This window comes from Dictyobacter alpinus, from assembly GCF_003967575.1.
Taxonomy (GTDB): Bacteria; Chloroflexota; Ktedonobacteria; order Ktedonobacterales; family Ktedonobacteraceae; genus Dictyobacter; species Dictyobacter alpinus.
The window spans coordinates 5,516,258-5,540,031 of the sequence record NZ_BIFT01000001.1; the positions used below are offsets into that span (position 1 = coordinate 5,516,258).

At 53.3% G+C, this 23,774-nt stretch carries 20 protein-coding genes; 13 read left to right on the top strand and 7 right to left on the bottom strand.

Annotated features, from left to right (window positions below; all coding sequences use genetic code 11):
* Positions 1-337: 337 nt before the first annotated feature.
* The 3 genes from EL633_RS21920 to EL633_RS21930 form a co-directional block, all read right to left on the bottom strand.
* Positions 338-2,533: a hypothetical protein gene (locus EL633_RS21920; protein WP_126629247.1), complete on the bottom strand. Its 2,196-nt coding sequence runs from the start codon at positions 2,531-2,533 to the stop codon at positions 338-340.
* Positions 2,523-4,697, bottom strand: a complete 2,175-nt coding sequence (locus tag EL633_RS21925) for an ATP-binding protein (protein ID WP_126629248.1) — start codon at positions 4,695-4,697, stop codon at positions 2,523-2,525. Before EL633_RS21925 ends, EL633_RS21920 begins: the two co-directional genes overlap by 11 nt.
* Positions 4,698-4,861: 164 nt before the next feature.
* Positions 4,862-6,097, bottom strand: a complete 1,236-nt coding sequence (locus EL633_RS21930; RefSeq protein WP_126629249.1) for an MFS transporter — start codon at positions 6,095-6,097, stop codon at positions 4,862-4,864.
* 596 nt (positions 6,098-6,693) lie between these two features.
* Here EL633_RS21930 and EL633_RS21935 point away from each other — a divergent pair.
* A complete protein-coding gene (locus EL633_RS21935) occupies positions 6,694-7,152 on the top strand; it encodes a DUF4383 domain-containing protein (protein WP_126629250.1) in 459 nt (152 codons plus the stop codon).
* A 376-nt stretch (positions 7,153-7,528) separates the two neighbouring features.
* Here EL633_RS21935 and EL633_RS21940 read toward each other — a convergent pair whose 3' ends face one another.
* The gene (locus tag EL633_RS21940) at positions 7,529-8,989 is read right to left on the bottom strand and encodes an IS4 family transposase (protein WP_161982015.1); all 1,461 of its coding nucleotides are present in this window, start codon (positions 8,987-8,989) and stop codon (positions 7,529-7,531) included.
* Positions 8,990-9,226: 237 nt separating this feature from the next.
* Here EL633_RS21940 and fes point away from each other — a divergent pair, with 237 nt between their 5' ends.
* Entirely contained in the window at positions 9,227-10,486 is a 1,260-nt protein-coding gene (gene fes / locus EL633_RS21945) for an enterochelin esterase (protein ID WP_161982322.1), read from the top strand.
* A gap of 43 nt (positions 10,487-10,529) precedes the next feature.
* Here the strand turns inward: fes and fxsT are convergent, their stop codons facing one another.
* Positions 10,530-13,391 (bottom strand): FxSxx-COOH system tetratricopeptide repeat protein, encoded by a 2,862-nt coding sequence (gene fxsT, locus EL633_RS21950; RefSeq protein ID WP_246039185.1) that lies wholly within the window; start codon positions 13,389-13,391, stop codon positions 10,530-10,532.
* Positions 13,392-13,793: 402 nt separating this feature from the next.
* Between fxsT and EL633_RS21955 the strand changes: the two genes are divergently transcribed.
* Positions 13,794-14,039 (top strand): hypothetical protein, encoded by a 246-nt coding sequence (locus tag EL633_RS21955; RefSeq protein ID WP_126629252.1) that lies wholly within the window; start codon positions 13,794-13,796, stop codon positions 14,037-14,039.
* Positions 14,040-14,169: 130 nt separating this feature from the next.
* Positions 14,170-14,757, top strand: coding sequence for an HNH endonuclease (locus tag EL633_RS21960; protein ID WP_161982323.1), 588 nt, complete (start codon positions 14,170-14,172; stop codon positions 14,755-14,757).
* A 121-nt stretch (positions 14,758-14,878) separates the two neighbouring features.
* Here the strand turns inward: EL633_RS21960 and EL633_RS21965 are convergent, their stop codons facing one another.
* Positions 14,879-15,436, bottom strand: a complete 558-nt coding sequence (locus EL633_RS21965) for a TetR/AcrR family transcriptional regulator (protein ID WP_126629254.1) — start codon at positions 15,434-15,436, stop codon at positions 14,879-14,881.
* Positions 15,437-15,439: 3 nt separating this feature from the next.
* Positions 15,440-16,159 (bottom strand): MBL fold metallo-hydrolase, encoded by a 720-nt coding sequence (locus EL633_RS21970; RefSeq protein ID WP_126629255.1) that lies wholly within the window; start codon positions 16,157-16,159, stop codon positions 15,440-15,442.
* 369 nt (positions 16,160-16,528) lie between these two features.
* On the opposite strand from EL633_RS21970, the gene EL633_RS21975 reads away from it, so the two are divergent.
* The 9 genes from EL633_RS21975 (at position 16,529) to EL633_RS22010 (ending at position 23,766) form a co-directional block, all read left to right on the top strand.
* Positions 16,529-16,942 (top strand): MarR family winged helix-turn-helix transcriptional regulator, encoded by a 414-nt coding sequence (locus EL633_RS21975; RefSeq protein ID WP_126629256.1) that lies wholly within the window; start codon positions 16,529-16,531, stop codon positions 16,940-16,942.
* Between the two features lie 85 nt (positions 16,943-17,027).
* Positions 17,028-18,014 carry a ring-cleaving dioxygenase gene (locus tag EL633_RS21980; RefSeq protein WP_126629257.1) on the top strand — a complete coding sequence of 329 codons (987 nt, stop codon included), beginning with the start codon at positions 17,028-17,030 and terminating at the stop codon, positions 18,012-18,014.
* A gap of 161 nt (positions 18,015-18,175) precedes the next feature.
* Positions 18,176-18,898, top strand: coding sequence for a DinB family protein (locus EL633_RS21985; protein ID WP_126629258.1), 723 nt, complete (start codon positions 18,176-18,178; stop codon positions 18,896-18,898).
* 4 nt (positions 18,899-18,902) lie between these two features.
* Positions 18,903-19,730, top strand: a complete 828-nt coding sequence (locus EL633_RS21990; RefSeq protein WP_126629259.1) for an AraC family transcriptional regulator — start codon at positions 18,903-18,905, stop codon at positions 19,728-19,730.
* A gap of 140 nt (positions 19,731-19,870) precedes the next feature.
* Complete coding sequence (locus EL633_RS21995; RefSeq protein ID WP_126629260.1) at positions 19,871-20,332, top strand: hypothetical protein; 462 nt, start codon at positions 19,871-19,873, stop codon at positions 20,330-20,332.
* Between the two features lie 422 nt (positions 20,333-20,754).
* Positions 20,755-21,522 (top strand): MBL fold metallo-hydrolase, encoded by a 768-nt coding sequence (locus tag EL633_RS22000; protein WP_126629261.1) that lies wholly within the window; start codon positions 20,755-20,757, stop codon positions 21,520-21,522.
* A gap of 82 nt (positions 21,523-21,604) precedes the next feature.
* Entirely contained in the window at positions 21,605-21,760 is a 156-nt protein-coding gene (locus tag EL633_RS36645) for a hypothetical protein (RefSeq protein ID WP_161982324.1), read from the top strand.
* Between the two features lie 137 nt (positions 21,761-21,897).
* Positions 21,898-22,371 (top strand): Rrf2 family transcriptional regulator, encoded by a 474-nt coding sequence (locus tag EL633_RS22005; RefSeq protein ID WP_126629262.1) that lies wholly within the window; start codon positions 21,898-21,900, stop codon positions 22,369-22,371.
* Positions 22,372-22,521: 150 nt separating this feature from the next.
* On the top strand, positions 22,522-23,766 hold the full coding sequence (locus tag EL633_RS22010) for an MFS transporter (protein ID WP_126629263.1): 1,245 nt from the start codon (positions 22,522-22,524) through the stop codon (positions 23,764-23,766).
* Positions 23,767-23,774: the final 8 nt, after the last annotated feature.

The following is a 23,774-nucleotide window of genomic DNA, read 5'->3' on the forward strand; positions in this document are numbered from 1 at the left end:
CCATCTAGAACTGTGCCCGTACGAATCGGATCACCACCGTGCTTACACGTTGCTGAGTGACCATGCTGTCCTTGCGTGCCATACGTTTCGGTCAGGCATTAGTTGGCGAATAACACAACGTAGCGGCAGGTCTTGCACCTGCGACCTGTTCACGTAAGAAATGTTCTCTAAACATATGATCGTTTAACGGCGAAGAGATCAGGTGCGTGTTGCGTGCTGCGTGTGCATGGTTGTACGTGAACAGGTTGCAGGTGCAAGACCTGCCGTTACGCGCTTTTATTTCAACTTGGGTGGGGGCCGAGGCAGCTCTAGAGCTGCCTCGGGTTGGGTGGTCTGGTCAGACTTGTTCGGGGGAGGTGGTAGCCTGGCTGGATTGGTAGACGGCGGCCAGGACGGCGTCGAAGGGGGCTTCGAGGGGCTGGTCGAGCTGGGGAAGTTCTTTGCCATTGGCCAGGATCAGGGCGCTGAGGGCGTCGAGGAAATTGGCGATGGGGACCAGGGATTCGTGCTGGCGCAGGTCGAAGTTCATCATTTTGTAGCGCAGGGCGAGGTTGGCGAGGCGCTGCGGGCGGGTTGGGTCATGGCGTTGCAGGGCGAGTACGGCTTTCTGGGCCATCTGCTCGACGAGGAAGTCGATTGGTGAGGCACCGGGATGGAACCAGACAGGTGTCACGGCCAATTCAGCGGTCTGGCTCATGATCGGGGTATAGGGCTCTGGCACCATGGCCTCGACCTCCGCAAGGCTGGTGCCACGGGCCAGGGCCGCAAAGCCACGCATGATCGCGATAGGCCCACGATCATGGCCAGCCAGTTCAGGATTCTCCTGTTCCATTTTGTCTATATGCGCATCCATCGCGACGGCGCTTTCATCCATGGTGTGTGCCCATTGCTCGCACTCCTCGGGCGTGATTTTGTCGCGGAAACGCATAATTAGTCCGGTCATACCACCACTGTGATTGAGCCAGCTGTAGAAGTCCTGTCCCGATTGGTTGCTTTCGGGCTCGGGCTCGACTACAGGCTCGCCGGCGATCTCTGCACGTAATGCGCGTATAATCCACTGCCAGCGGTCCAGTGAGACGTCAGCCAGCAGGGGAGCCAGCCAGGAGGGCGGGCCGTCCTCACTGGCACTCAGGGCCGCAGCCACCGCGCCATCGGGAAGATTTTTATGCAGGTTCTGCAGAATGTTCAAGGCCTCTTCGCGTTCGTTCATGGAGAGCTTGAGGAGTCGCTCGATGGCCGCGCTCAGCAGTAGATAGTCGATGGCGGCACGCATCTGGTCATGATTGCCGTACCAGCGACCAATGCGGAAGAGCGCAACACAGGTATCGCTAAAATGCTGGCGCGCAATATGTACCTGTAGCAGTTGCTCCATCTCGGCCAACTCTTTTTTGTCCACCTCCTCGGCCGAGAGCGTTGCCAGATCGTCGGAATTCAGATCCTCCGCTGATAGCGGCTGTACATCAAAGGCCGCCAACCGCTGATAGAGATCCTGGGACGTGCGAGGGAGCTGGCCCACGGCCCTGGCTGCCAGCTCAAGGGTCTCCTCAGGCAGGGACGACAGGTTGTGTTCGCGGGCCACTTCAGCGGCGTATAGAGCGGTATCGGCCGCGTCACGGTAACAGCCTAGATCCAGGTAGAAGCGCGCGGCACGCGTCAGGAAGTTCAAGGCCTCATCTTTATCCTCGGCCGCCGCCGCGATAAATCGGCCCTCAACATCAAGCAGGCGAGCCATCGAAGCACTACCACCATAGGACTTCAGCAACTGGCGAGCCTGGTTCAGGGTCTCGAATGCCCGGTGATACTCTTTGCGGGCAATGTAGACATGGATCAATCCAAGCGTGGCATCCAGATAATAGTTGGCTTGTTTGTTGGTATTGGCCAGATTGCGCGCCTCAAGATAATTCTGCTCGGCCTCATCCCATTTGCCGAGCAGGGCATACTTCTCCGCGAAGCCGATCACCAGACCCGGATGGCGTCTCTCGGAGAGGGCCGCTTTGGTCTGGTTGATCCAGTGTTCAGCCTCTTCGCTACGGTGGGAGGCCGCGGCGGCCCTGGCGAGATTGGAGCGGGCACAGGTCGCGCAGGGATGGCGCTGAGGGAGCTGCGAGAGCACATCCTGCGAGTTGTCCACGATCTCCTGATAGTAGCCGGCCGCATCCATCGAGATATAGCACTCGACAATATCGTGATAGGCACAGATACGCTGCGGCACCTCGCGCACACGTGTATCGGTCGCCAGGGACAGCAGATCCACCGCCTCCGGCAATGCGCGCTTAACCTGACTCTGGCTCAACCACAGCTGCAAGCGCCAGTGGCGCAGCAGCAGTTCCCATTTCAGCTCTTTGGTTTCCCGAGCCGCCGCCAGCGCCTGGCTGATAGATAGCTCGGCCGCGATATGATCATCATGATAGTTGCGCCAGAAATCATGATAGCCATCCAGGATCGCCTGCCACTGTCCACCCTTCTGCTCCAGCCGCTTCTCATCCCGGTGGGTCCAGGCCCAGATGTTAGTAGGATCATTATTACTCGCCATCGTTTTTCAGCTCCTCATGTGTCCGGGCATCACGCGTCTGCCTGGCATCGTTCAATGACAGTAGTTTGCCGTTGGTGGGGATCTCCTCAGTAGTTGGCGCTACTGGCTGGCGTCGCAGTTCTTCATAGATAGTAGCCAGCAGCAGTGGCGAGATGTGCAGGCGCTCGGCGACCTGTTGGGCATCGCTCTGCAATAGGGCCTCAACCGTCTCAAACTCGGCGGTCAGGCGGTTGGCCGCCGCTGGCTGTAGTCCCAGTGCGGTGAGCTGCCGGATCGTCAGGGCATGGCCATGCGACGCCTCATCGGGCATCAGGCCAGCGATACCGGAGAGCGAAGTATTGATCTGCTCAAAACAGGCAATCGCATCCTGCGCCGACAGATTTTGTCCCGCAAACATGCGTGCATTAGCGACCAGGATACTGAGCAGAGGCGCGAAGTTGGCATGTTCAGGACCCATATCGCGGATGCGGCGGAGCAAGGGATTGCGCGCGTTCAGGTGCAGAACGCCCTTCATAACCGCATCATCCACCTGCTGGCGTTCCAGGAAGCCACGTACCAGGGAGCGGATCGGTCCGACAAAGCGGCCCTCATCCATATTATGCTGGGCTCGGCGTACTTTCTGGGCGCCCGCAGGATAGAGCAGGATCATCGGCAAGTGCTCCGGCTCATAGGCCAGCAGGCGTACAGGGAAGCCTTCGGCCTGACAGGCAGCGAGCAGCGCCTGCCAGTGATGGTTGGGATCCTCGACCGGAGTAAATAGATAGCTGGCCGAGGGAGTTAATTCTTCAACCGGCACACCATAGACGTTGCCATACGCCTTGAGGAAGGCCGTATCGGCAAACCAGCGCGCATCGATCACCGCCAGGCGGCGCGCCTCAAAGAGCGCCAGGGCCTGAGTCACGCCATCCTCATTATCATAGTAAAAAATACGGCCAGGATTTTCGCGCAAATAAGCTGGCAGTGTCAGTTCGCCCCGACTGGTCTTGAAGCTAACCAGATCGGCCACACGCGTAAATAATTCCGGGGCGCGCACCGACCAACCCTTAATCAGATCATTGTGGGCCTGGACAATGGCCTGCCAGTCCAGCGGAGCATGATCGGCCAGATCCTCGAAATGGGCGAACAGAGCTTTCTCCAGCGCCGCCTGGACCGCCGCAAAAACCTCATCGTGGCGTAGCGTCTCGCGACTGGCGGTTGGATTGAGGGCCGGACAATCCACGATCCCGCTGACAAAGCGCGCCCAGGCCGGCAAGAGATCGCGCTCACGCTCAGTAATCAGCATATGGCGTACATAGACCGTCACATCGCCAAACTCTTGTAAAGAGATAATTGAGCGAGGAGGCACAAATAACACACCGCGCAGCGGAATGACCTCACCCGCCTCAGTCTCCACATCCGTCAAGGGAAGCACCGTCAACGGCCGTAGCTCGGTACGATCCTCAATCCAGGCACTATAGCGAGCACGCTGGCCGGGACCAGGCTCCTCATCGCCATCCACCAGCCAGGGAGCAGGCGTATTATTGATCGGAAAAGCATCTTCGCCCAGATAAATAGGAATGGGCAAGAAGGCTGCATAGGTTTTAAGTACAGCGCGCAAAATCGTATGATCCAGCAAAAACTGCGCATCCGTACGCAGATCCAGCCGCACCGTCGTCCCAATCGTTTCACGCGTCGCCTTACGTAGCGCATAGCTCTGCCCGCCATCCGAGATCCAGCGCCAGGCCTCGGCAGGAGCCTGATAGCTACTCGTAGTAATCTCGATGCGCGTAGCGATCATAAAGGAAGAGAGCAGACCCAGACCAAACATCCCAATCAGGTCCAGGGCCTCCTCGCGCTGCGCATTGCCCAGTCGCTCGCGTAACTCACGCGTATAGCCTCGACCCACCGTCGCCAGGAAAACCGTAATCTCATCATGGGTCAGGCCAGAGCCATTATCCTGGATCAAGAGTTGTTGCGACGTACTATCGATCGAGACCGTAATCTCTGGCTCATAACCATCATCCAGCGACCCATCCTCCTGGCGCCGACGCACACAGGAATCATGGGCATTCTGGATCAACTCACGAATCGCCACCCGTGGATCAGAATACAGATGCTCACCCAGCACCTTTAAGAGGCCAGGAAGGTGAATATCTACGGGGAGAATCTCTAGTTCTTCAGACATATAGTTAGTACCTTTAGATGTGTATACATACAATAGATAAATAGATAGATTATAGTGTTGCTACTATAACATAGAAGAGCTAAAGTGGCAAAGAAAAACAGCGGCATACACGACTTATTCTGGTAGTGATGTATGCCGCCCCCGGATTTAGCGTGTTTTATGCCTCAATTGTTTACATTTCTGGTCCCTGGCAAGATCAGCGGGATCAGGAGTCCGGTGAGGAGTAAGGAGCAGCCCAGTCCCAGGCCGGTCACAATAAGGCCATGGTCACCGAGCGCACCGATAATAGGATTGAGCACGATACCGATCAGCGAGCCGATCAGGCCGAGTCCTGACAGCGTGGTGGCTCGGGACCGGTCGGGAATGCTTTTATTGAGCTGATATTCCACCAACGGAGCTTGCCAGGCCGAGAAAGCGACAATGCACACTACCAGGAGAATGCTGACCAACGGGTGACTGGTCAGCGCCAGCGCGATAAAGGCCAGAGCCGGCAGGAAGCACGAGAGCCAGAGTAGCCAGCGTATACCAATATACCTTTGGATGCTCTGCAAGCGCAACAGGGCCAAAAACTGGCAGGCCATCGCCAGCGCCATAGCGGGACCAAACAGGGCTACAGGGATGCCTGCACGTGTAAAGTACGGCTGGTTATACCAGAAGATAGCATTGAGTAGCGCAAAGGCAGCCGAACTAAAGATGCTCAAGCCCGCCAGCCGTGGCTGGCGACGGATCGTCGCCAGTGCTATTCCTATAGTCTCTTTTAACGCTGGCGGTCGTGTTGTTTCGCTGTGGGTGCGTGGCGCCAGCGACTTTGGAGGTTCGTGGATGCGCCAACCCGCCAGGAGCGAGAAGAGCAGGGGAGGCAGGCTCAAGACAACCGCTAGAGTTGGACTGATGGCCCCGATAAAGCTACCACAGAGCAGTCCTATGAAGGAGCCTGCTGTGGTGGCCAGTCTGAATAAGGTAAAGGCTGCATTGCCGCGCTTTTCGCGCAGGCTGGTGGGCAGACTTGCATAGAGGAGCGCACTCTCGCAACCGATACTACAGGCGATGGCGACTCCGGCCAGGACATTAGAGAGCGCAAAGGGCCAGAAGCCATAGGCGAAAATGAAGATAAGCATACCAACTAGCTGGCAGACACGGCCCAATAGAATGATGCGGCGATAGCCAAAGCGATCCGCCCATACACTGGTCGGAACGTCGGCCAGCCAGATACCTAGCGAGAGCAGCGATTCCATCAGAAACATCGCCGTGAAATCCAGTCCACGTTCCTGCTGAAAGCGCACAATGGTGGTGGAATAAAAGTAGAGATCGACGCAGAAGCGCGATAGGAGCAGCCAGCGTATGGGTTGGATAGCTAGTAGATCATGAAATGGAAGTCGGCGCGGAGATAAGCGCAACATAAAAAGCTCCTTGAGCAATAGTGAGTAGGACCAACAAAAGCAGAGGAATGTGGGTGGGGAGATCGCTCATAACCTGCCTGTGATGATGTATGCGGGAGCCTTAAGCTAGCGGCAAGAGAGGCTGAAAAAAGGCACAATGCAGCCATGGGCGATCTGCGTATTAATGCAGATGCGGTGAGCCTGTACCGCCCACTTGTGGAAAGGTGAGCCGGGTATCATGGTAGCCAGGAGGAATGCCTCTTTCTACATGAAATATTCTTAGAATAGCGTATTTGTATGCGTGATGAGCACTATAACAGAAAAAGCAGCAGGCGTCAAATACTATTGAACGTGTATAGAAATGGTGTCACCCATGCAATTAGATAAGTAAAAGCGATCGATTTGAGCTTGATGGAGGGTGGCTAGATATTAGCATAGGTTAGAAATGGATAAGTTTATGTCTGAAATGCATCTGTAGTTACCGATGAATCGTGAGAGAGATACAGTAAAAAAATGGATGTTATCCAGAAATTTTTGGGATAACAATCCTGATGAAAAAGTATTCATTTTTTATCGTCTAACGCTTTTCATCCATAGGAACGTAAAAGGAAAAGATCATGAACAACAATTGGTCAATCAATCGAGTGGTAGCTCTCGTTATTGGCGTCATTTTTCTGTTACTTGGTATTATCGGCTTTGTTACGCCACCGGAAAACAGCACTGGTGTAATTGCCATCCTCGGCATATTCGACTCCGACACCATTCATAACGTCTTGTATGTTGTGGTCGGCCTGCTCGGAATTGCGTCCGCTTTCACCGGTTGGGAGCGCCGTTTCAACCAGGTGTTTGGTATCGTGTTTGTTTTGCTGGCCGTACTGGGTATTATTCCACAGCTCTACTTCCCAGCCGGTTCGTATGGCAACGATAAAGGTCTTTTCCTGGGTATCACTCACTTGAACGCTGGTGACCATATCCTGCACCTGATTACAGGCTTGATCGCAGCTGGCGTTGGTTTCTTCTTGAAAGGCACTGTGCGCAATCCAGCTCCTAATGCCCGTGCTCGTCGGAGCATCTAAGCACACGTCGCAGTTATAATCTTTCGTCGCACCGGGACCTTCTTTTATAGAGGAGGTCCTGGTGTTTTTTTGTGTTGATGTCTGTGTATGTATGGTTTCTGTGGCTGTGGAGGTCCCGTTTGGGTACTGCGTGAGGGGACGGGCCTGACTAGAGGGAACTGGATCGCGGGGATACCGGGCCACCACGCTGCGGCGGGTGGCAAACGGCCGCTGAGGGCCGTAACTACGGGGTCGTTTGCGTGGTGAGGGGGAGGGATCGCTGGGGGATGGATCCTTTCTTTATAATCATGGTTGCACTGGCAATAGACAGGATGACGTGTTTAAGGGACGTTTATTACGTGAATTGGTAGCAGGGGCAAGCCCCAATACTTTCAACTTAAGCACTTTTTGTGTCCGGGAGAGATGCGTCCTGCGTTCCCATCTCCCGGACATGAATGACAACAAAAGAGAGATAGGTGTCCGTTTTTTCGAAGGGAGCTGGCGCTGGCTTCCCTCGTTTTTTTGGCTTGTGTTTGTTATAGACCTGTTTGATTTCTCTTCGATTGTTCCGCAATATGGGGTCAGGCAAGACATGCGTACTCATCTCTTGTATCATTCGATCGAGGAGCGGTTCGCGATGCTGCTGACTCCATGTTGCGACCCGCTCGACCCGCAGGCGCAACTCCTCTAATGCGTGCTTACAACTCAACCTGCAGGGATCAATGCCTGCCTGCTCCCCCGCTTTGACCATCCAAAATCGCAGATTGTAATGAGCCAGCAGCAGAGCATACACTTCTTGCTTGACCCCGTCGGGCTTTTTCGCACGCAGCACTTTGACCTGCTCATGCAACACACTTTTGAGTTCTCGGATCATGAGCTCCACCTCCCAGCGTTGCTGATAGAGCTCGATGAGCTCATGAGATGGAGACGCTTTCTCATCTAACAACGTGGTGACCAGCCGATAGAGGCGTCCTGGCTTCCCGAGGCGCTCATCGGTGAGGGTGTATTCGATCACTCGCACGGTCTGTTTCTCTGTGGCGCGATACGTGGCTTTGCGATTGGGGTTGAGGATCGCCAGGTAGCTTCCATCAGAAAGCTCGGTATGCCGATGGCGTAAGCTCGTACGGGAAAGCCCACAGAGCACATGCGCATTCTTTTCTCTGGCCTCTTGTGCTAACATCCCACTGAAGATGCCACAATCGCCGAGCACGAGCATCCCTTGCACCACCGATCGCATGACCTCACGCACTCCATGCGCTTCAGCCCAATGGTAACCTCCTAATGCAGCAGCGATGACGGCATGACTGGCACATTCCATGAGCATCACGGCACGCACCTGAGGATAGGCTCCTTTGCCGTATTGGTTGCTTGATCGACCGAAGGCCGCATCATTGGCTGGGGTATCAGCAACATTGAAGAGCGTGCCATCAATGGCCATCACCCGTAATCCCTGGTAAAAGGCGCTCGGGGTTGTGAGGGCATCACCCAGCGGGCGGCAAGCACGCTCCAGCAATTGGCGAAAGGGATCAGATCCTAAGCGTGCACGTTGTGCGGCTAAGGCTTGAGCCGACATATGGTGCTCACGCATGGTGGGATGCAGATCCATCAGCCCATCGACAAGCTTTTTCCAGACCTGTTGCTGGCAAGAGCGACGCCAGTAAGAACAACAACATTGGAAGAGGATGATGCTCAGGCGCGTACACTGACGCACACGCCGAGGTCGACGCTTGGTCTGCTGGTGGGAAGGCACGCCAAAGATATCAGCAATGAGCGTGGCAGGGAAACAGGCCTCGAAAACATTCATATCAATCAAGGCGCAGATCTTGTCATTGGGGCCCACATGGCGTAAGCTAGGCATGAAGAAGTTCCTTTCATCAAAAAACAGGACGTAGATTCTTCTGTCTATGACGAAGTGAGAACTTCTTTTTCTCATCAATCCCTCTTTTTTCTCATGCTTAAGTTGAAAGTATTGGGGGCAAGCCCTGCCGTTACGTTGTGAGTGTAGTTACATGTTATACTACTAAAGGATGATATCGTTGTTGTTATGGTTTTTGTCCTTATGAGAGGATTGGCGAGAGTAGAAGGAGTTGGCAGGATGCCTGAGTATAGAAGTCCTCGGATGGAGCGACTGATGCGGGAGATGGGGGCAGGGAGGTCGGAGGAGGTGCTGGCGGAGTTCTGGCAGGAAATCGCGGAGCAGGGTGCTCCTATTGTTGAGTCGATTATAGATGAAGAGACTCGGGATCGTCTGGTGACTGTGGTCTGGCATGGTGGGCCAGAGACGCGAAATGTGGTGGTCTTTGGTGGATTGACCGCTAATACGCCTCTTAAAGAGAATCTTATGATTAATGTGCTAGAGACTGATCTATGGTATCGGACGTATCGTCTGGCGTCCACGGCACATACATCTTACTATTTTGCGCAAAATGATTCGCTGGTTCCTCTGAAAGAGGAAAAGGATATGCAGGCTCGTATGCGGACCTGTCAGCCTGATCCATTGAATCCGCGGCAGTTTGTGTATGCCGTTGGCGATGAAAAGCCCGATGATTTTATCTGGACTGTTTCGGTGTTAGAGCTGGCAGATGCTCATGAGCAGCCCTGGATTACCAGGCGGGAAGAGGTGCCAGAAGGCCGGGTGGAGCAACATACGTTTGAGAGCGCGATCCTCAAGAATAGTCGTCGCGTCTGGATATATACTCCTGCGGGTTATAGTAAGGAGCATGAGCCTTATGGGATACTCCTGCTGTTTGATGGTCCTGCCTATCTGCATCTGGTTCCGACGCCTACGATTATCGATAATCTGGTCAGTGAGGGCAAGATCCCGCCTCTGGTTGTGGTTCTGGCTGATAGTCTGGATCAAGAAACGCGGGGTCGTGAGCTCCCATGTAATCCTGAACATGCCAGCTATTTGATACAGGAACTTCTGCCATGGGTGCGGGAACACTATCATGTCAGTCGCGAGCCTGCACGCTGCATTGTAGCGGGATCAAGTTATGGTGGATTGGCCGCCGCCTATACGGCACTACAAGCACCTGAGGTATTTGGGAATGTCCTGTCCCAGTCCGGCTCATATTGGTGGGGAAAAGACCATCCGAGCGAGCCCCAGCCTGAATGGCTGGCCCGGCAGTATGTGCTGAAAGATAAGCAAGCCATTCGTTTCTATCTGGAGGTCGGGTTGCTGGAATCATTGGCGGATATGGTCACCACTAATCGGCATATGCGTAACGTGCTTGAGGCCAAAGGCTATCATGTTGATTACAGCGAGTTCCAGGGCGGACACGATTATCTGTGTTGGCGTGGTAGCCTCTCCGATGGCCTGATCAGCCTGACCGCTGATTGGCAGGTTGATAGCTGAGATAGATGTGGTGATGAGAGGTGTCATCTTCCGTCATTTTCTGTCATGGTCCTTTTTCTATGAGTGCAATTCCGCGCCAGATGCGTGTGGTGCTGGTTCGATCGGCGTGAAAGCCGTGGGTTTTCAGTTGGGCAATGAACGTTTTACGCGAGAGTGGAAAACGTTCCTGTTGCTCTTCTACCCAGTGTTGATAGGCCTGCCATAGGTCGGCGGAACCACACCAGGCGCGGGGATGTAGTTCACAGCAGGCAGTAATGAATGCTTGTAATGGGTCATTGGCGGAGGCGGATGGGTCGTCAGGCGGCGATGTTTTTTCCTGGTGATTGTTGGTGACGGGCGTGTCTGCCGCTGGCGCTTCGGAAGCTATTTCAGCCTGCTTTTGTGTTAGCAGGGTATAGAGCGCCTGTGTACTCATTGTTTTTGGATGATCCGCTCCGAGAGCCTGGGAGCGGATCTGCAATGTACGTTCGGCGAAGGTGTGCGCCTCGGCTATGTTGCCCTGCTGCTGGCGAAAAATTGCCAGATCATACAGGGTAGTGGCCGTATCGGGGTGCTGCTGGCCGAGCACCTCTGCGCGGATGGAGAGGGCTTTTTGGTAGAGCGCTTCAGCTTCTGTATCATTGTGGTGATGGCGGGCAAGGTTCGCCAGCCCATTGAGTGATGTAGCGATATTGGGATGCTGGAGCTCTTGTGTCTGCTCCATCAAGTGTAATGCGCGCTGATAGAGAGGTTCGGCCTCCACGTACTTCCCTTGATCCTGATAGAGGTTCGCGAGGTTGTTGTATGCCTGGGTCAGATCGGGATGATCTGGCCCCTGAGCCTGTTCCAGCATATGTAAGGCGCGGAGATAGAGAGGTTCGGCCTCGGTGTATTTGCCTTGATCATGGTAGAGGAGTGCGAGATTGCTGAGTGTCTGGGCCAGAAGGGGATGGTGGGGACTCAGAACTTGCTCCAGGATATGCAATGCGCGCTGATAGAGGGGTTCGGCCTCAGCATATTTTCCCTGATCCCAGTAAAGTGCCGCAAGATTGTTGAGCGAGGTCGCGACATCCATATGATCTGGCCCCTGCGTGCGTTCGCGGATGTGTAGCGCACGGAGATAGAGGGGTTCAGCCTCAGCATATTTGCCCTGGCTCCAGTAGAGAAGTGCAAGGTTATTGAGCGAAGCCGCCCCATCAGTATGGTCCGGTCCTAGTGTGTGTTCTCGAATATGGAGCGTTCGGAGATAGAGCGGTTCAGCCTCGGTATACTTGCTTTGCTGCCAGTAGAGGACCGCCAGATAATTGAGGGTGCGAGCTATGTCTGGATGGTAGTCTCCGTGTATTTGTTCCAGGGTGTGTAACGCCTGGAGGTAGAGCGGTTCGGCCTCGGCATAGCGGCCACGCGCACGCAAATACTGGGCAGCCTTGTAAGCTAAGGAGGCAAGCGTCACAGACGGTTCCAGCGTGTTCGCGGTCCTCTGCAGACTTAAGAGGGCATGAGGGAGGAGACGTTCAGCCTGTTGGTGCTTTGCCTGTTCTGTCGTCGGCAAAATTTCAGGAAACAGCGCATCGATGTCATTGATTGCTCGCTGACTCCACTGCTCCTGCTCAGCCTCCTGCATGGTATCGAGAAGAACGGCCTGTACCAGACGATGGAGAGATAGCGTACGGGTCTCGGCCTGGCGCTGTACCAGTGATAGGCTGCGCAGAACCGCAAGCATCTGATCAAATTGGGTGGGATCAGTAGCCATGCCTGCCAGCTCTGGTCCCAGGTGACTGGCCCCGGCTATAAATAGTTCCTCGGGAATCTCTTCTGCGTATAACAGGGCACACACACGTAATACATCGGCGGCGGCACAATTTTCGCGCTGGACACGTGCCATTGAAAGCTGGAATGTCGCCTTGACCGACTGAGGATGATCTGCTGCTGGACCCCCACGGCGAGCGAGCAGGCGGTTGCGCTGCTGTTCATAATTGTGAAGATAGCCTGAGAGGCTACAGCCAGTTTCCTCGATATATGCGCCCGCTTGATCAAGTGCCAGAGGCAAATAGCCCAGGAGAGCCACCAACTTTTCCGCGGCCGTATACTCGTCTGGTAGACGTGTGGCAAACTGCTGGACGTGAAGGCTGGTAGCCTCCGGACCGAGTATGCGGGCCCGGCGTAGCAGCAACAATTTGCCTTCTTCATGCTCCATAGATGTGAGGTCTGTGCCCCGTGCTAACGTGCCCAGCGCCTGGTTACGGGTAGTAATGAGAATTGCCCCTTGCCGGGTCGGAGGTAGAAAACGCGGGAGGAGTTCCAGATCTTCCAGATTATCCCATATGAGAAGCCATTGATCCCGTGTGCTGAGCCATTGTTGGACCAGCGCGACCACCTGTTGTTGATCCTTATGCATACGGTCGGGCAACTGGAGCACATCGGCGATGCGCAACAGGCTAGAGACGATCTGCTCCTCGGTTTCAGCCGCGACCCAGAAGACCGCCCGATACTCCAGGGCATAGCGATAGGCATATTCCAGGGCGATCTGTGTTTTGCCAACGCCACCCAGACCATGTAAGGCCGAGGATTGGGTGAGAGCAACGATGTGATCAGCACCAATTTGTGTGTGTAGAGTTGCCAGCACCTCCTCACGTCCAGTGAAGAAAGGATTGCGCGCGATGGGCACGCTCCAGTAAGGTGTGGGAGCCGTCATACTGGCTTCCAGCAATTGACGGCTCTCCTGATCATTCAGGTGCAGGTGTCGAGTGAGTTCAACGACTATGGCTTTGCTTGCCGGAAGAAAGTCGCCCAACTCCCATCTACTGATGGCATTGCGATGTACACCGATAGCGGTTGCGAGTTGTTGTTGTGTGAGATGTCGGCGTTTGCGAAAAGAATTCAGTAGTGTTCCAAAGGATGAAATACCATCAACGGTCATTCCCATGCATCCTTGCTCCTTGCTCATTGATTATACTGATCTATTATACACCGAGATTCACCACTGGATGGTGAATTATGCATAGTATACTTTGGTGGTGATGAATGAATAAAGCATCACCCATCATCTTGAGATAGCAGTATTTGCAGGGAAGATGATGTAATTAAGGGAGTCTGGAAATCTAGCAAGCGCCTGGTCACGGTTAAATGCTCTTATGTTTCCAGAATAAAGTCAGTGTCTGCGTCATGTGACTTTATTAAAAATGGAATCCTTTTTGAACATAGCTTTCTCTGACTTGTTTGCTGTTCATGCGACCTGGCAAGTCAGGAAAGCTATGTGTATTTTCTGAGCTGTACTACACAATAATGATGGCTGCTTTTGGTATTTGTGGCGTTCAAGGTAGCCATAATGGAAAGAGATAGCAGGAAGATGCCTGAGTGTACCAGTTCTCGTATGGCTCGCCATGTTTGGATCTATCCACCATCTAGCGAGAGCAAAAAACGCGAGCCCTATCGTGTATTTTTGTTGTTTGATGATCTAGCATATAGTGATCTGCCCGCTTCCCCGATCATCCTGGACCAGCGTGTAGGCAACGATGAGCTCTCGGCTGCAGATAGAGTGTTGAACCCGCTGGTTCATCTGAGCTTCGGATAGCCATAAACCTCAAGGGATTGTATTTTCCGCTAAATTCATATATTCTTTTCTAGAGACTTATCAGCAAAAAACATTTCTAGTAGGTTTACTTTGAATGTTTTTGCGCGTAGCGGAGAAAAGAAATATGTATGTGCACATTTCGGTAGATAATCCACTTTTAGCAGCTATATTAGTAATCGTTATTTTTCTCGTTTTAGTACTTGCTATTATTCATCTTAGACCGAGTCCCCGTCCCCAGAGTAAACGAGGACAGAGCTCAGGTAGGGGCCAGGCTCCTGCACGGAGACGTCCTTCGATCAACAGTAAAATCATTCCGAAGGTAAATGGACGCATTCCATCCTGGCAAAAAGACCCTGGTGCTAGAGTCGCGAATCAGTATGGCAGGGCTCGCAGTCCTGAGTGGCCTAGAGTAGCTCATGAGCATCTCAGCCACGAGCCAGCCTGTGTGGTCTGTGGTCATCGAGGAAAAGGATTACAGGTGCACCATATCAAACCGTTTCATCTCTACCCGGAACTCGAACTTGATCCGGGTAACTTGATTACGCTGTGTGAAATCAAGGGTCGCACGCATCATCTGCTGATTGGCCACCTTGATGACTGGCAATCATACAACCTACGTGTACGAGCAGACACGAAGCGCTACTCTCATCAAAGCGCTACCGCGATCAAGGCCAGCCCTGCCTGGCAGAAAGAGGTAGAGCATCGCCCGATGCCGTAACATGGTCGTACGTGAACAGGTTGCAGGTGCAAGACCTGCCGCTACGTTGTATTATTTGTTAATAAGCGCTTAGTTGAGAGTATTGCTCCTGATGTTTCCCATTGTATAAGGATGATAGCCATCAAGTGTTCAGTCCGGTGATGAACAGGTTGAGCATCCAGTCGAAGCTGGCCTGTGGGTCGACGGCCATACGGAAACCGGAGGCTTGTTCTAGCTGGATGAAGCCATGGATGATGCTGCGCAGGCTGCGGATCGCGTGGATCTCGTCTTCATAGTCGAGCTTGTAGGGGGCAAGGATTGCCTGGACAACCTCAACCAGTTGCGTCGCCAGTTTCTGCACCTCCGGGTCATCGGAATCGGGGGCAAGGGTCAATGCATAGCGAGCAGGCGTCTCGCGTGCATAGGCCAGATACGTATTGGCGAAGGCAACGATGGCATCACTACCCGCTTTCCCGATAGCTGAGCGGGTCGTATAAGCCAAGACCTCGCGCAAACAAGAGGCAGCCAGGAGATGTTTGAGTCCTGGCAAGCCATCAACATGATTGTATAGCGAAGGAGTGCGTACCCCCAGACGCTGCGCAAGATTGCTTAATGAAAGCGCTTCAAGTCCCTGCTCATCGACCAGTTGAAGTGCAGCCTCTGTAATGCTGGTTTGATCCAGACCCGCTCTAGGCGACATAGTTTATTTTCCTTTTGCTTTTTCCTTAGCCAGAAGCCGCTCCATCGTTTCAATGGCCCGCTGCATCTCAGCCTGTGGTTGTTGAAGGACACGACCATGTCCGACTGCCAACAAAGAGGGCTGAAGGGCCAGGAGTTTGCGAGCACTATTCTGGCATGAAGGTTTATGCCAGGTTGCCAGCGCCGGCAGTGGAAAGAGTAGTTGGAACTTCCCAGACACAGCTGTTCCACCCTGTGTCTGGAAGGCATCGCCGACGATAAGCGCACGATCGCGCTGATCCAGAAAGGCCAGGTGTCCGGGCGTATGTCCGGGTGTCGCAATCACCTCAAGGGAGCCGATGCGATCACCTTCATGGAGCAGGCGTGTAGGCTTTGTAGTACAAACGGGATAGCCCCCCTTCAAGGGAACCTGAGGCTCCGTGGGATCCAGGCTCTTATCGCCTGTAAGGAAACGTGCATCGCGCTCACTAATCATCACCTCAGCGTCTGGAAGTGCAGCGTGCAGTTCATCCAGTGATCCCACATGATCTACATGGGCGTGAGTCAGCACAATACGCGTAATCGGCTTACCCAATTTCTGTGCCATCTGGATGATGGATTTGCCCTGTCCACTTATCGTCGTATCGATCAAGGTGAAACCATCATCTTCGCTAACAAGATAGCAATTCATGACGGCATAGCAGGTCAATTGGAAAAGATGCTGGCTGGCGTTGTTTATTTTCATTTTCTTGGACTTCCTTGTTTTTTACTAATGTGAATAACCATAAAGCTAATATGTATATATAATAAACTAATATATTTAGTTTTGCAAGGGGGTAAGGTGAAGTGGGGGCAGTGCGTGGGGAGAGGTGGTGTGGTATGGGCGAGGTGGGCGGTAGAGGTACTGGGTCCCGCCCTCAAGGCGGGACGAATTGCCCGCTGAAGGGCAATGATACGGGTGGCGGAATGAGAGGCAATGAGACGGGTGGCGGGATGAGGAGCAATGGTAAGGGTGGATGGGCGGGACGGTTATAAATCAGGGTGTGATTGCTCTTGACATACTTTGAGTTTAGTACTAAACTGTGGATATGAAACAAGAAAGGAAGTGATCAGGATGGCTCGGACGTCGGTGATGGCGTGGTTGCGTCTCTTCCGTGTCTTTCAGAAGATTGACCGGATGTCGGATGTGCATTTGCGTGAGTGGGGATTGAGTACGGCTCAATTTGATGTGCTGGCTCATGTGGGGGCGGCCAGTGGGATTACGCAGCAAGAACTGGCGGATCGTTTGCTGGTCACGAAGGGCAACATTTCGCAGTTGCTGGACCGTTTGGAGAAAATGGGTCTGTTACGACGTTCTCAGGAACGGCGTAGTAATTGTTTGAGTCTGACTGAGAAGGGCCAGGAGCTTTATGCGCGCGTGGTGCCGGCACAGGAAGAGATGATCACAAAACAGTTTCATGGCCTCTCTACGGCTGAGGTGTCCTCGTTATTAGGGCTCCTGCGCAAACTGGATCATGCGTTAAGGTAGTGCTTCCTTTTTTTTACGTGTAAGTTTAGTTCTAAACTATTAATAGAGATTGATAGCTCATTCATTTCCGCAAGGGAGAAAAAGCATGCAATTAGGTGGACTGCACCATCTCAGTGCAATTACAGGTAACGTTTCGCAGAACGCAGCGTTCTATACACAGGTACTGGGTCTGCGCTTAATTAAGAAGACCGTCAACCAGGACGATGTTTCAGCGTATCACCTGTTTTATGGTGACGAAATCGGGCATCCAGGCACGGAACTAACCTTCTTTGACTGGCCGCAGTCAGGACCTAACCGTCCAGGTGTAGGTACGATTTCCGCGATTATGCTGGGTGTGACCGGACGCGAGACATTGGAGTGGTGGGTGAAGCGCTTTGATCAGTACCAGGTCAAGCATGATGGCATTCAGGTACGTAGCGAGAGCGAGCCAAAAGCTTTCCTGGCCTTCCGCGATCCAGAGGGACAGCGCTTTGAACTGGTTGATGATGAGGGTCGCATGGGTGGCAAACCGTGGCAGAAGAGTCCTGTACCAGCCGAAATGGGAATCCATGGTCTGTATGGTGTACGCATGATGGTGCGGGACAGTGCTCCAACGGCGAAACTACTGACAGAGACGATGGGCTTCCGTCCAACGTATAGCTATCAGGCCGAGCCAGGCTATACTGTGGAGGTCTTTGAGGTTGGTCCTGGCGGCCCTGGTGCTGAAGTACACCTGGATGTACGGCCAGACCTGCGCTTTGGAAGTCCAGGCATCGGTGGTGTCCACCATGTGGCCTTCCGTACACCGGATAACGAAGAGCACGAGCAGTGGCGCGCAAAGCTAGCCCAGGTGGTGCGTAACGTCACCCCGGTCATCGAGCGCTACTACTTCCACGCCATCTACTTCCGGGAGCCCAATGGCGTCCTGTTTGAAGTCTCCACCGACGGACCAGGTTTTACTGGCGACGAAGATCCCGAGCATCTCGGTGAACTGTTGTCCCTGCCACCATTCCTGGAGCCCTACCGGCGCGAGATTGAAGCGAACCTCAAACCGATCCGGCCAATCAACCTGGAGCCGGTAACGCAGCAATAATACTGCGCTGAAGCAGGCGAGCGCCCTTCCTCTATGGAAAGGGCGCTCACCTCGTTTTTGGTGCGTATTTCTTATATTGAGTTGACATTAGCGGCTATTATCTGTACCATCTGGAACAGGTGTGTCTGGTATTTTTGTTCGAATTTTGGAGGGAGCCGCTGATGCTTTACCAATTATACCTGGAGTCGGGTCCACAACACAAAAAGACGATGATCCATGTATTGGCGCTGCCTGGCTGTGTGGTGACTGGTCCGACGACTGAGGAGACTATGGCGCGGACACCGGAAGTTATACGGGAGTATTGGCGATTGTTGCAGCGGCATGGGGAGGCGGTAGAGGTAGATCAAGAGATCCAACTGGAGGTGGCAGAGCATATCACCAAAGGGTCCTGGGTCGGCAATGGAGATCCGGCGCTGGTATGGCCGGGAGATCTGGAGCCATTGACAGCGGAGCGGCGCGACGAATGTCTGCGGCGTGCGCAGTGGATGCGCGAGGAGATGATGGTGCTGGTGAAGGATTTAAGCGATGAGCAGTGGACGGAGAAGCCAGCTACAGGCCGGCCGATTCGCGGGATCCTGGAGCATGTCTTTAACTCCGAGTATTCTTATATTCGAGGCGGCTTTGGCAAGCTTGAAGGGGTGCCTGGACCCGGCTCGACTGAGCAGATGTCCAGGGACGAGTTTGTCGCCTGGATGGAGTATGTGCGTACACGGGAGAACGAGAAGATCCAGGCGCTAAGTGAGCAGGAGCTGAGTGAGCAGAGCCAGCATGGCACACAGAGTAAGACAGCCAGCAAGGTGCTGCGGCGCATGTTGGAGCATCAGTGGGAGCATCTGATGGAGATCAAGACGCGACTGGCGTCGGATCCTCAAGGCAGTATGTGAGAGCATGCTTCTCCACTATATTCCTGCCGCGCCGCTAGCGAACTGGGTGGCATCTTTCTGGCTGTATGAGGGGGCTCCTGCCGCGCATACATTGGAGCGCCGGTTGCCAGATGGAATGATCGAACTGATCATTAATCTGCAAACGGACAAGGTGCAGGTCGCCGATCCGTGCAGTCCAGATCAGTTGCGGAGCTATTCCGGTGCGGTTATCAGTGGGGCACACACAGCCACAACTCTGATTGTGACCAGTTGTATGCTCAACGTTATCGGGGTTGAATTCAAACCAGGCGGGACGCTACCGTTTTTAGGGCGACCAGCCTCGGAAGTACGTGACCAAATGGTCTCCCTGGAAGATCTGTGGGGAGGATCGGCCCGCGAACTCTACGAGCAATTGCTGGCCGCCGTGAGTACTCAGGAACGCTTTATGGTCCTTGAGCGTGCTCTGCTCAAGCGCCTCGACGCAGTATACTATCCTCATCCCTCCGTCATCTTTGCCCTCAACCAGATCCAGCAAGCTCCCGTTGACACCAACATCAGCCGCATCGTCGAGCAGCTCAGCATCAGCCAGAAGCACTTCATCCAGGTCTTTCGAGACGCCATCGGACTCACCCCCAAACAATTTTGCCGCCTCCAACGCTTTCAATGCCTGCTTGAAGCCATCCAGCCAGAGCCAGTCGATCTCAACTGGGCACAGTTGGCACTGGACTGGGGCTACTTTGACCAGTCACACCTGATCCATGATTTTCAGACCTTCGCTGGACTCGCACCTGGAGCTTATTTAGCTGGACGTAGCCAGTTTCACAACCATGTGCCACTGCTTGAGCAGGAATAATTTCTACTTCAAGAGCAGAAATTGTTTTTTGTCGTTTGTATTGTGTATGTAGATAAAATGCTTCGCTCCTCTTTTATAATGAAAAGAGAGGAAATATATTTCCTCTTTCTTGTTGTTTGAAAAGAATATTAGGAGGAGCTATGAGTTTTTCCAGGGCTTATCGATTGGCATGTGTGCTATTATGCGGCTTTGCCTGCATGGTTCTTTTGAGTGGGACCGTAGGGGCCCATGAGCGTATGTCGGGTCAGTGTTTGCATGATCTGCGTGAGCTGGCGGCGCATGCCCAGATGGTGCAGAAGATATCCACTTATAATAGTGCGGCCTTTGTAATGAACTTCTCCGTGGAGTATCTGAATCCTGACACAGGCGAGACCGGTACTGCTGGTGGAACCGACAACTATCCGGTTGGTCAGGTACGGACCATTGATCTTGATAGCCTAAGTATTCCTGATGGAGCGTTGGTGCGACCCCATGTCAACGCTATTCTTGGAACCTCAAACTCTGGGGACCGCTATGTGCATTACGTGCACGGTAATGGCGGGGTTGGATCGTATCGGGTGACAGGCACGACCTTTAATTATTCGGTCTCGCTCATTCAATAGTATTGTTCAGCTTTCGTGTTTAGCGGCATGCCGGCCTGGGTGTGGATGATACAGCTCACGTAGCGATATTTCATCTTTGATCATGATCGTGATTGGGTGGGAAAACGTGTGAAGCGGGTTGGTCGTACGTGAAGTGGCGCCACACGCAAGGCCGGCATGCGGCTTGATCAAAGGTGGTACGTGTTTAGAAAGCAGCGCATGCCTGTGGCGCCTACACGAATCATGGTTTTTCAAGCATGATTGCTCGGGAACGTGTAAGCACACGAATCATGGGTAGAGGGTGAGTTGGACATGCGGGTACGTTTTTCCTGGGCAAAGGAAAAGGCATGTATTGGCATGCTTTTTTCCTGTACATATTTCGATGCTGGTTCTACAATTGTAGCATATGCGCTGTCAAGCTTCCGGGTTAGAAAGAGGAATAGATGCAGATACATTTTCTTCGTCACACAACTTTTGTTCTTACAATCAACGATAGAAATATAATTATTGATCCTATGCTTAGTCCCGCGCGGGCCATGGACCCCATTAGAAATGCGGGAAATGACTGGCGTATTCCGATGGTTGAGCTTCCATTAACGGAGGCGGAGTTACATCAGGTGATACAACATATTGATGCGGTCATGGTGACGCATACCCATATGGATCACTGGGATGCAGCTGCACGGGAACTTTTACCGAAACAGCTGCCTGTTTTTTGCCAGCCTGAAGATCAAGTGGCTATTGAACAGGCTGGTTTCTCGCAGGTGAGGCCTGTGACTGAGCAATTGGTATGGCAGGGGATACAGATCTCACTTACAGGTGGTCAGCATGGCAGTGGCGAACTGGGTAAAATGATGGGTCCTGTGTCTGGCTTTGTGCTCAAAGCAGATAATTCTCCAGCGCTCTATATCGCGGGCGATAGCATCTGGTGTCCTGAGGTGAAGCAGGCTCTGGCACAATTTGCTCCCGAGGTGGTTGTGCTTAATACGGGAGCCGCTACATATGTGACCGGTGGTGGACCGATTACGATGAATGAGGATGATGTATGCAGTGTCTGCCGTGCTGTACCAGCTGCGCAGGTGGTGGCCGTGCATATGGAAACGGTCAACCATTGCCTGCTTTCGCGCGCGGCCTTGCGTACACGCATGCAGGCAGAGGATCTGGCGCAACAGGTACTCATTCCGGATGATGGAGAAAAGCTTGCTTTCTGAAGAGGGGTCCTATCCAGTCCCACCACGCTATGGTGGGAGGGAAGGTCTCGTTTGGGCACTGCGTGAGGGGAGGTGTCAAGTGATGGGGGGAGAGATCGCGGGGATAGTGGGCCACCATGCTGCGGCGGGTGGCAAGCGACCGCTGAGGATAGTAACTACGGGGGGGCGTGTTCGTGGTCAGGGGAGGGATCGTTGGGGGATGGGTGGTCTTACTGATGGTTGGGTTGGCAAAAGATGAATGATAGCTGTTGTGTCAAACAGGCTTGACAGGTGTGGGTGGATGTAAGTATAATGCTTACATCTGGTTGTAACAATGTTGATTACAGCGGATGATGAAGGCATACAAATGCGTGTGTGAAAGTGAGGAAAAGAGATATGAGTGCCAATAGTCGTTTAACTTTAGCGATTCATACGCTGACCTGGATGGCGCAGCCAGCTCACCTGGAGGAATTTTCGTCTTCGGAGCTGATTGCTCATAGTGTCAAGACTAATCCGGTAACGTTGCGAGGGCTATTGGGAATGATGGAGGATCAACAGCTGGTGAGCGTTCAGCGTGGCAGTAACGCGGGCTGGAAACTTGCGCGCAGGCCTGAGGAGATCACGCTGCTGGATGTGTATCGCGCGGTCAAACCAGATCCTCTTTTTTCATTGCACCATACGCCACCGAATCCTCGCTGTGTGATTGGGCATGGTATTCGGCCAGCATTGAACGATGTGTATACACGTGCCCAGGAGGCGCTGGATCAGGAATTGGCAAGTACGACTATTGCTGATATGTTGCGTCACACCGTTGATAATTCTCAAGGCAGCGGTACAGGTCTGTCTGTGCCAGAGACCAGCGTGTCATGACACGCTGGCATCTGCGCTTATAAACAAGCAATGATAGTGCGTTTTTTTTTGCTCGCCGATGTAACAACTTTTGTTACATCCATGATCAAAAGTTCCTGGTGGGAATAAAACGAAAAAGTTATAACGCGAATAAGAGGAGTATTCTTCCACATGACTCAAGCTATGGCATCATCCGGTCAGCAAGCTGAAGATAAAATTAATCCGCGTATTTTCTTGTTAGCGCTGGGCATGTTCGCATTGGGGACGGATGCGAATGTCGTATCGGGCGTTTTGCCCGTAATAGCCAGAGATATCGGGGTTGCGGAAGGGCTGGCAGGACAGTTAGTGACGGCCTTTTCACTGACCTATGGTCTGGGTGCGCCCTTCTTTGCGGCCCTCACAGGTCGGATCGCGCCTAATCGTGTGTTGATCGGTTCCCTGGGTCTCTTTGGACTGGCTAATATTGCTTCGGCGATCTCACCCACGTTTCCACTTTTACTACTTACCCGTGTGTTAGCCGGCTGTTTCGCTGCCAGCTATGCGCCGCTTGCCTACTCGGTAGGTGTTTCACTGGCCCCGCCCGCCAAACGTGGACAGGCACTGGCCCTGGTTGTAGTTGGACTAACGGTCGCGACTGCGCTAGGTTCACCGCTGGGTACTTATATTGGAGAACATTTTGGCTGGCGCATGTCCTTTGTCATGGTAGCGGCGCTAGCGGCAGTAGCTTTTCTGGTACTGCTTCTGCGTGGTTTGCCCAGGACTACCACCCCATCCGCGTTATCACTGCAGGCCCGATTGGCTCCCATTGGGCAGCCACGTGTCATATTAGCCTTACTGCCATCACTGGTATGGAATCTGGGTATTTATACATCTTATACCTACATCGCGCCCCTCTTGCAGCAGAATCTACATATTATGGAGATTAGCGGCTTGCTGGTCGCCTTTGGCGTGGGCATTGTGTGTGGAAACTTTTCAGGAGGCAGGTTGGCGGATCGCTTTGGTCCAAATCGCCTATTGATTGTCGCCTTGATCGTATTAGCAATCATACAAGCCCTACTCTCACTGGCAACCGCGACATTTGTTGGTGCGCTGCTTATACTCTTCATCTGGGGAGTGACAGGTTCAATGCTCTTTATTCCGCAGCAACATCGGCTCCTGAGTATCGCACCCGAGCACGCGAATGTGATCCTGGCCCTCAACAATTCCGCCTTCTACCTGGGTATCGCCGGAGGGGCCGCGCTGGGTGGTGTGGCCTTGCGTACCCTGCCCATCACACAGCTCAACTGGATCGGTGTGGTCGCCGCTCTGCTTGCCCTTGTGTTCCTTGGACTCAGCATCCTCTTGAATGGTCGCCCGGCACCGAAAGGTGAGAATGCGATAGAAGAAGAGAAAGATGGTGTGCTCTTGCCCGAGTAAAATTTTTG

What these genes read in the sequence shown, in the direction of transcription:
- EL633_RS22005 (WP_126629262.1), top strand. Translation starts at nt 21,898, where the DNA reads ATGAGTGCCAATAGTCGTTTAACTTTAGCGATTCATACGCTGACCTGG.
- EL633_RS21955 (WP_126629252.1), top strand. Translation starts at nt 13,794, where the DNA reads ATGGAAAGAGATAGCAGGAAGATGCCTGAGTGTACCAGTTCTCGTATG.
- EL633_RS22000 (WP_126629261.1), top strand. Translation starts at nt 20,755, where the DNA reads ATGCAGATACATTTTCTTCGTCACACAACTTTTGTTCTTACAATCAAC.
- EL633_RS21940 (WP_161982015.1), bottom strand. Translation starts at nt 8,989, where the DNA reads ATGCCTAGCTTACGCCATGTGGGCCCCAATGACAAGATCTGCGCCTTG.
- EL633_RS21920 (WP_126629247.1), bottom strand. Translation starts at nt 2,533, where the DNA reads ATGGCGAGTAATAATGATCCTACTAACATCTGGGCCTGGACCCACCGG.
- EL633_RS21935 (WP_126629250.1), top strand. Translation starts at nt 6,694, where the DNA reads ATGAACAACAATTGGTCAATCAATCGAGTGGTAGCTCTCGTTATTGGC.
- EL633_RS21930 (WP_126629249.1), bottom strand. Translation starts at nt 6,097, where the DNA reads ATGTTGCGCTTATCTCCGCGCCGACTTCCATTTCATGATCTACTAGCT.
- EL633_RS21975 (WP_126629256.1), top strand. Translation starts at nt 16,529, where the DNA reads ATGGCTCGGACGTCGGTGATGGCGTGGTTGCGTCTCTTCCGTGTCTTT.
- fes (WP_161982322.1), top strand. Translation starts at nt 9,227, where the DNA reads ATGCCTGAGTATAGAAGTCCTCGGATGGAGCGACTGATGCGGGAGATG.
- EL633_RS21965 (WP_126629254.1), bottom strand. Translation starts at nt 15,436, where the DNA reads ATGTCGCCTAGAGCGGGTCTGGATCAAACCAGCATTACAGAGGCTGCA.
- EL633_RS36645 (WP_161982324.1), top strand. Translation starts at nt 21,605, where the DNA reads ATGGGGGGAGAGATCGCGGGGATAGTGGGCCACCATGCTGCGGCGGGT.
- EL633_RS21980 (WP_126629257.1), top strand. Translation starts at nt 17,028, where the DNA reads ATGCAATTAGGTGGACTGCACCATCTCAGTGCAATTACAGGTAACGTT.
- fxsT (WP_246039185.1), bottom strand. Translation starts at nt 13,391, where the DNA reads ATGGGAATGACCGTTGATGGTATTTCATCCTTTGGAACACTACTGAAT.
- EL633_RS21990 (WP_126629259.1), top strand. Translation starts at nt 18,903, where the DNA reads ATGCTTCTCCACTATATTCCTGCCGCGCCGCTAGCGAACTGGGTGGCA.
- EL633_RS21985 (WP_126629258.1), top strand. Translation starts at nt 18,176, where the DNA reads ATGCTTTACCAATTATACCTGGAGTCGGGTCCACAACACAAAAAGACG.
- EL633_RS22010 (WP_126629263.1), top strand. Translation starts at nt 22,522, where the DNA reads ATGACTCAAGCTATGGCATCATCCGGTCAGCAAGCTGAAGATAAAATT.
- EL633_RS21925 (WP_126629248.1), bottom strand. Translation starts at nt 4,697, where the DNA reads ATGTCTGAAGAACTAGAGATTCTCCCCGTAGATATTCACCTTCCTGGC.
- EL633_RS21995 (WP_126629260.1), top strand. Translation starts at nt 19,871, where the DNA reads ATGAGTTTTTCCAGGGCTTATCGATTGGCATGTGTGCTATTATGCGGC.
- EL633_RS21970 (WP_126629255.1), bottom strand. Translation starts at nt 16,159, where the DNA reads ATGAAAATAAACAACGCCAGCCAGCATCTTTTCCAATTGACCTGCTAT.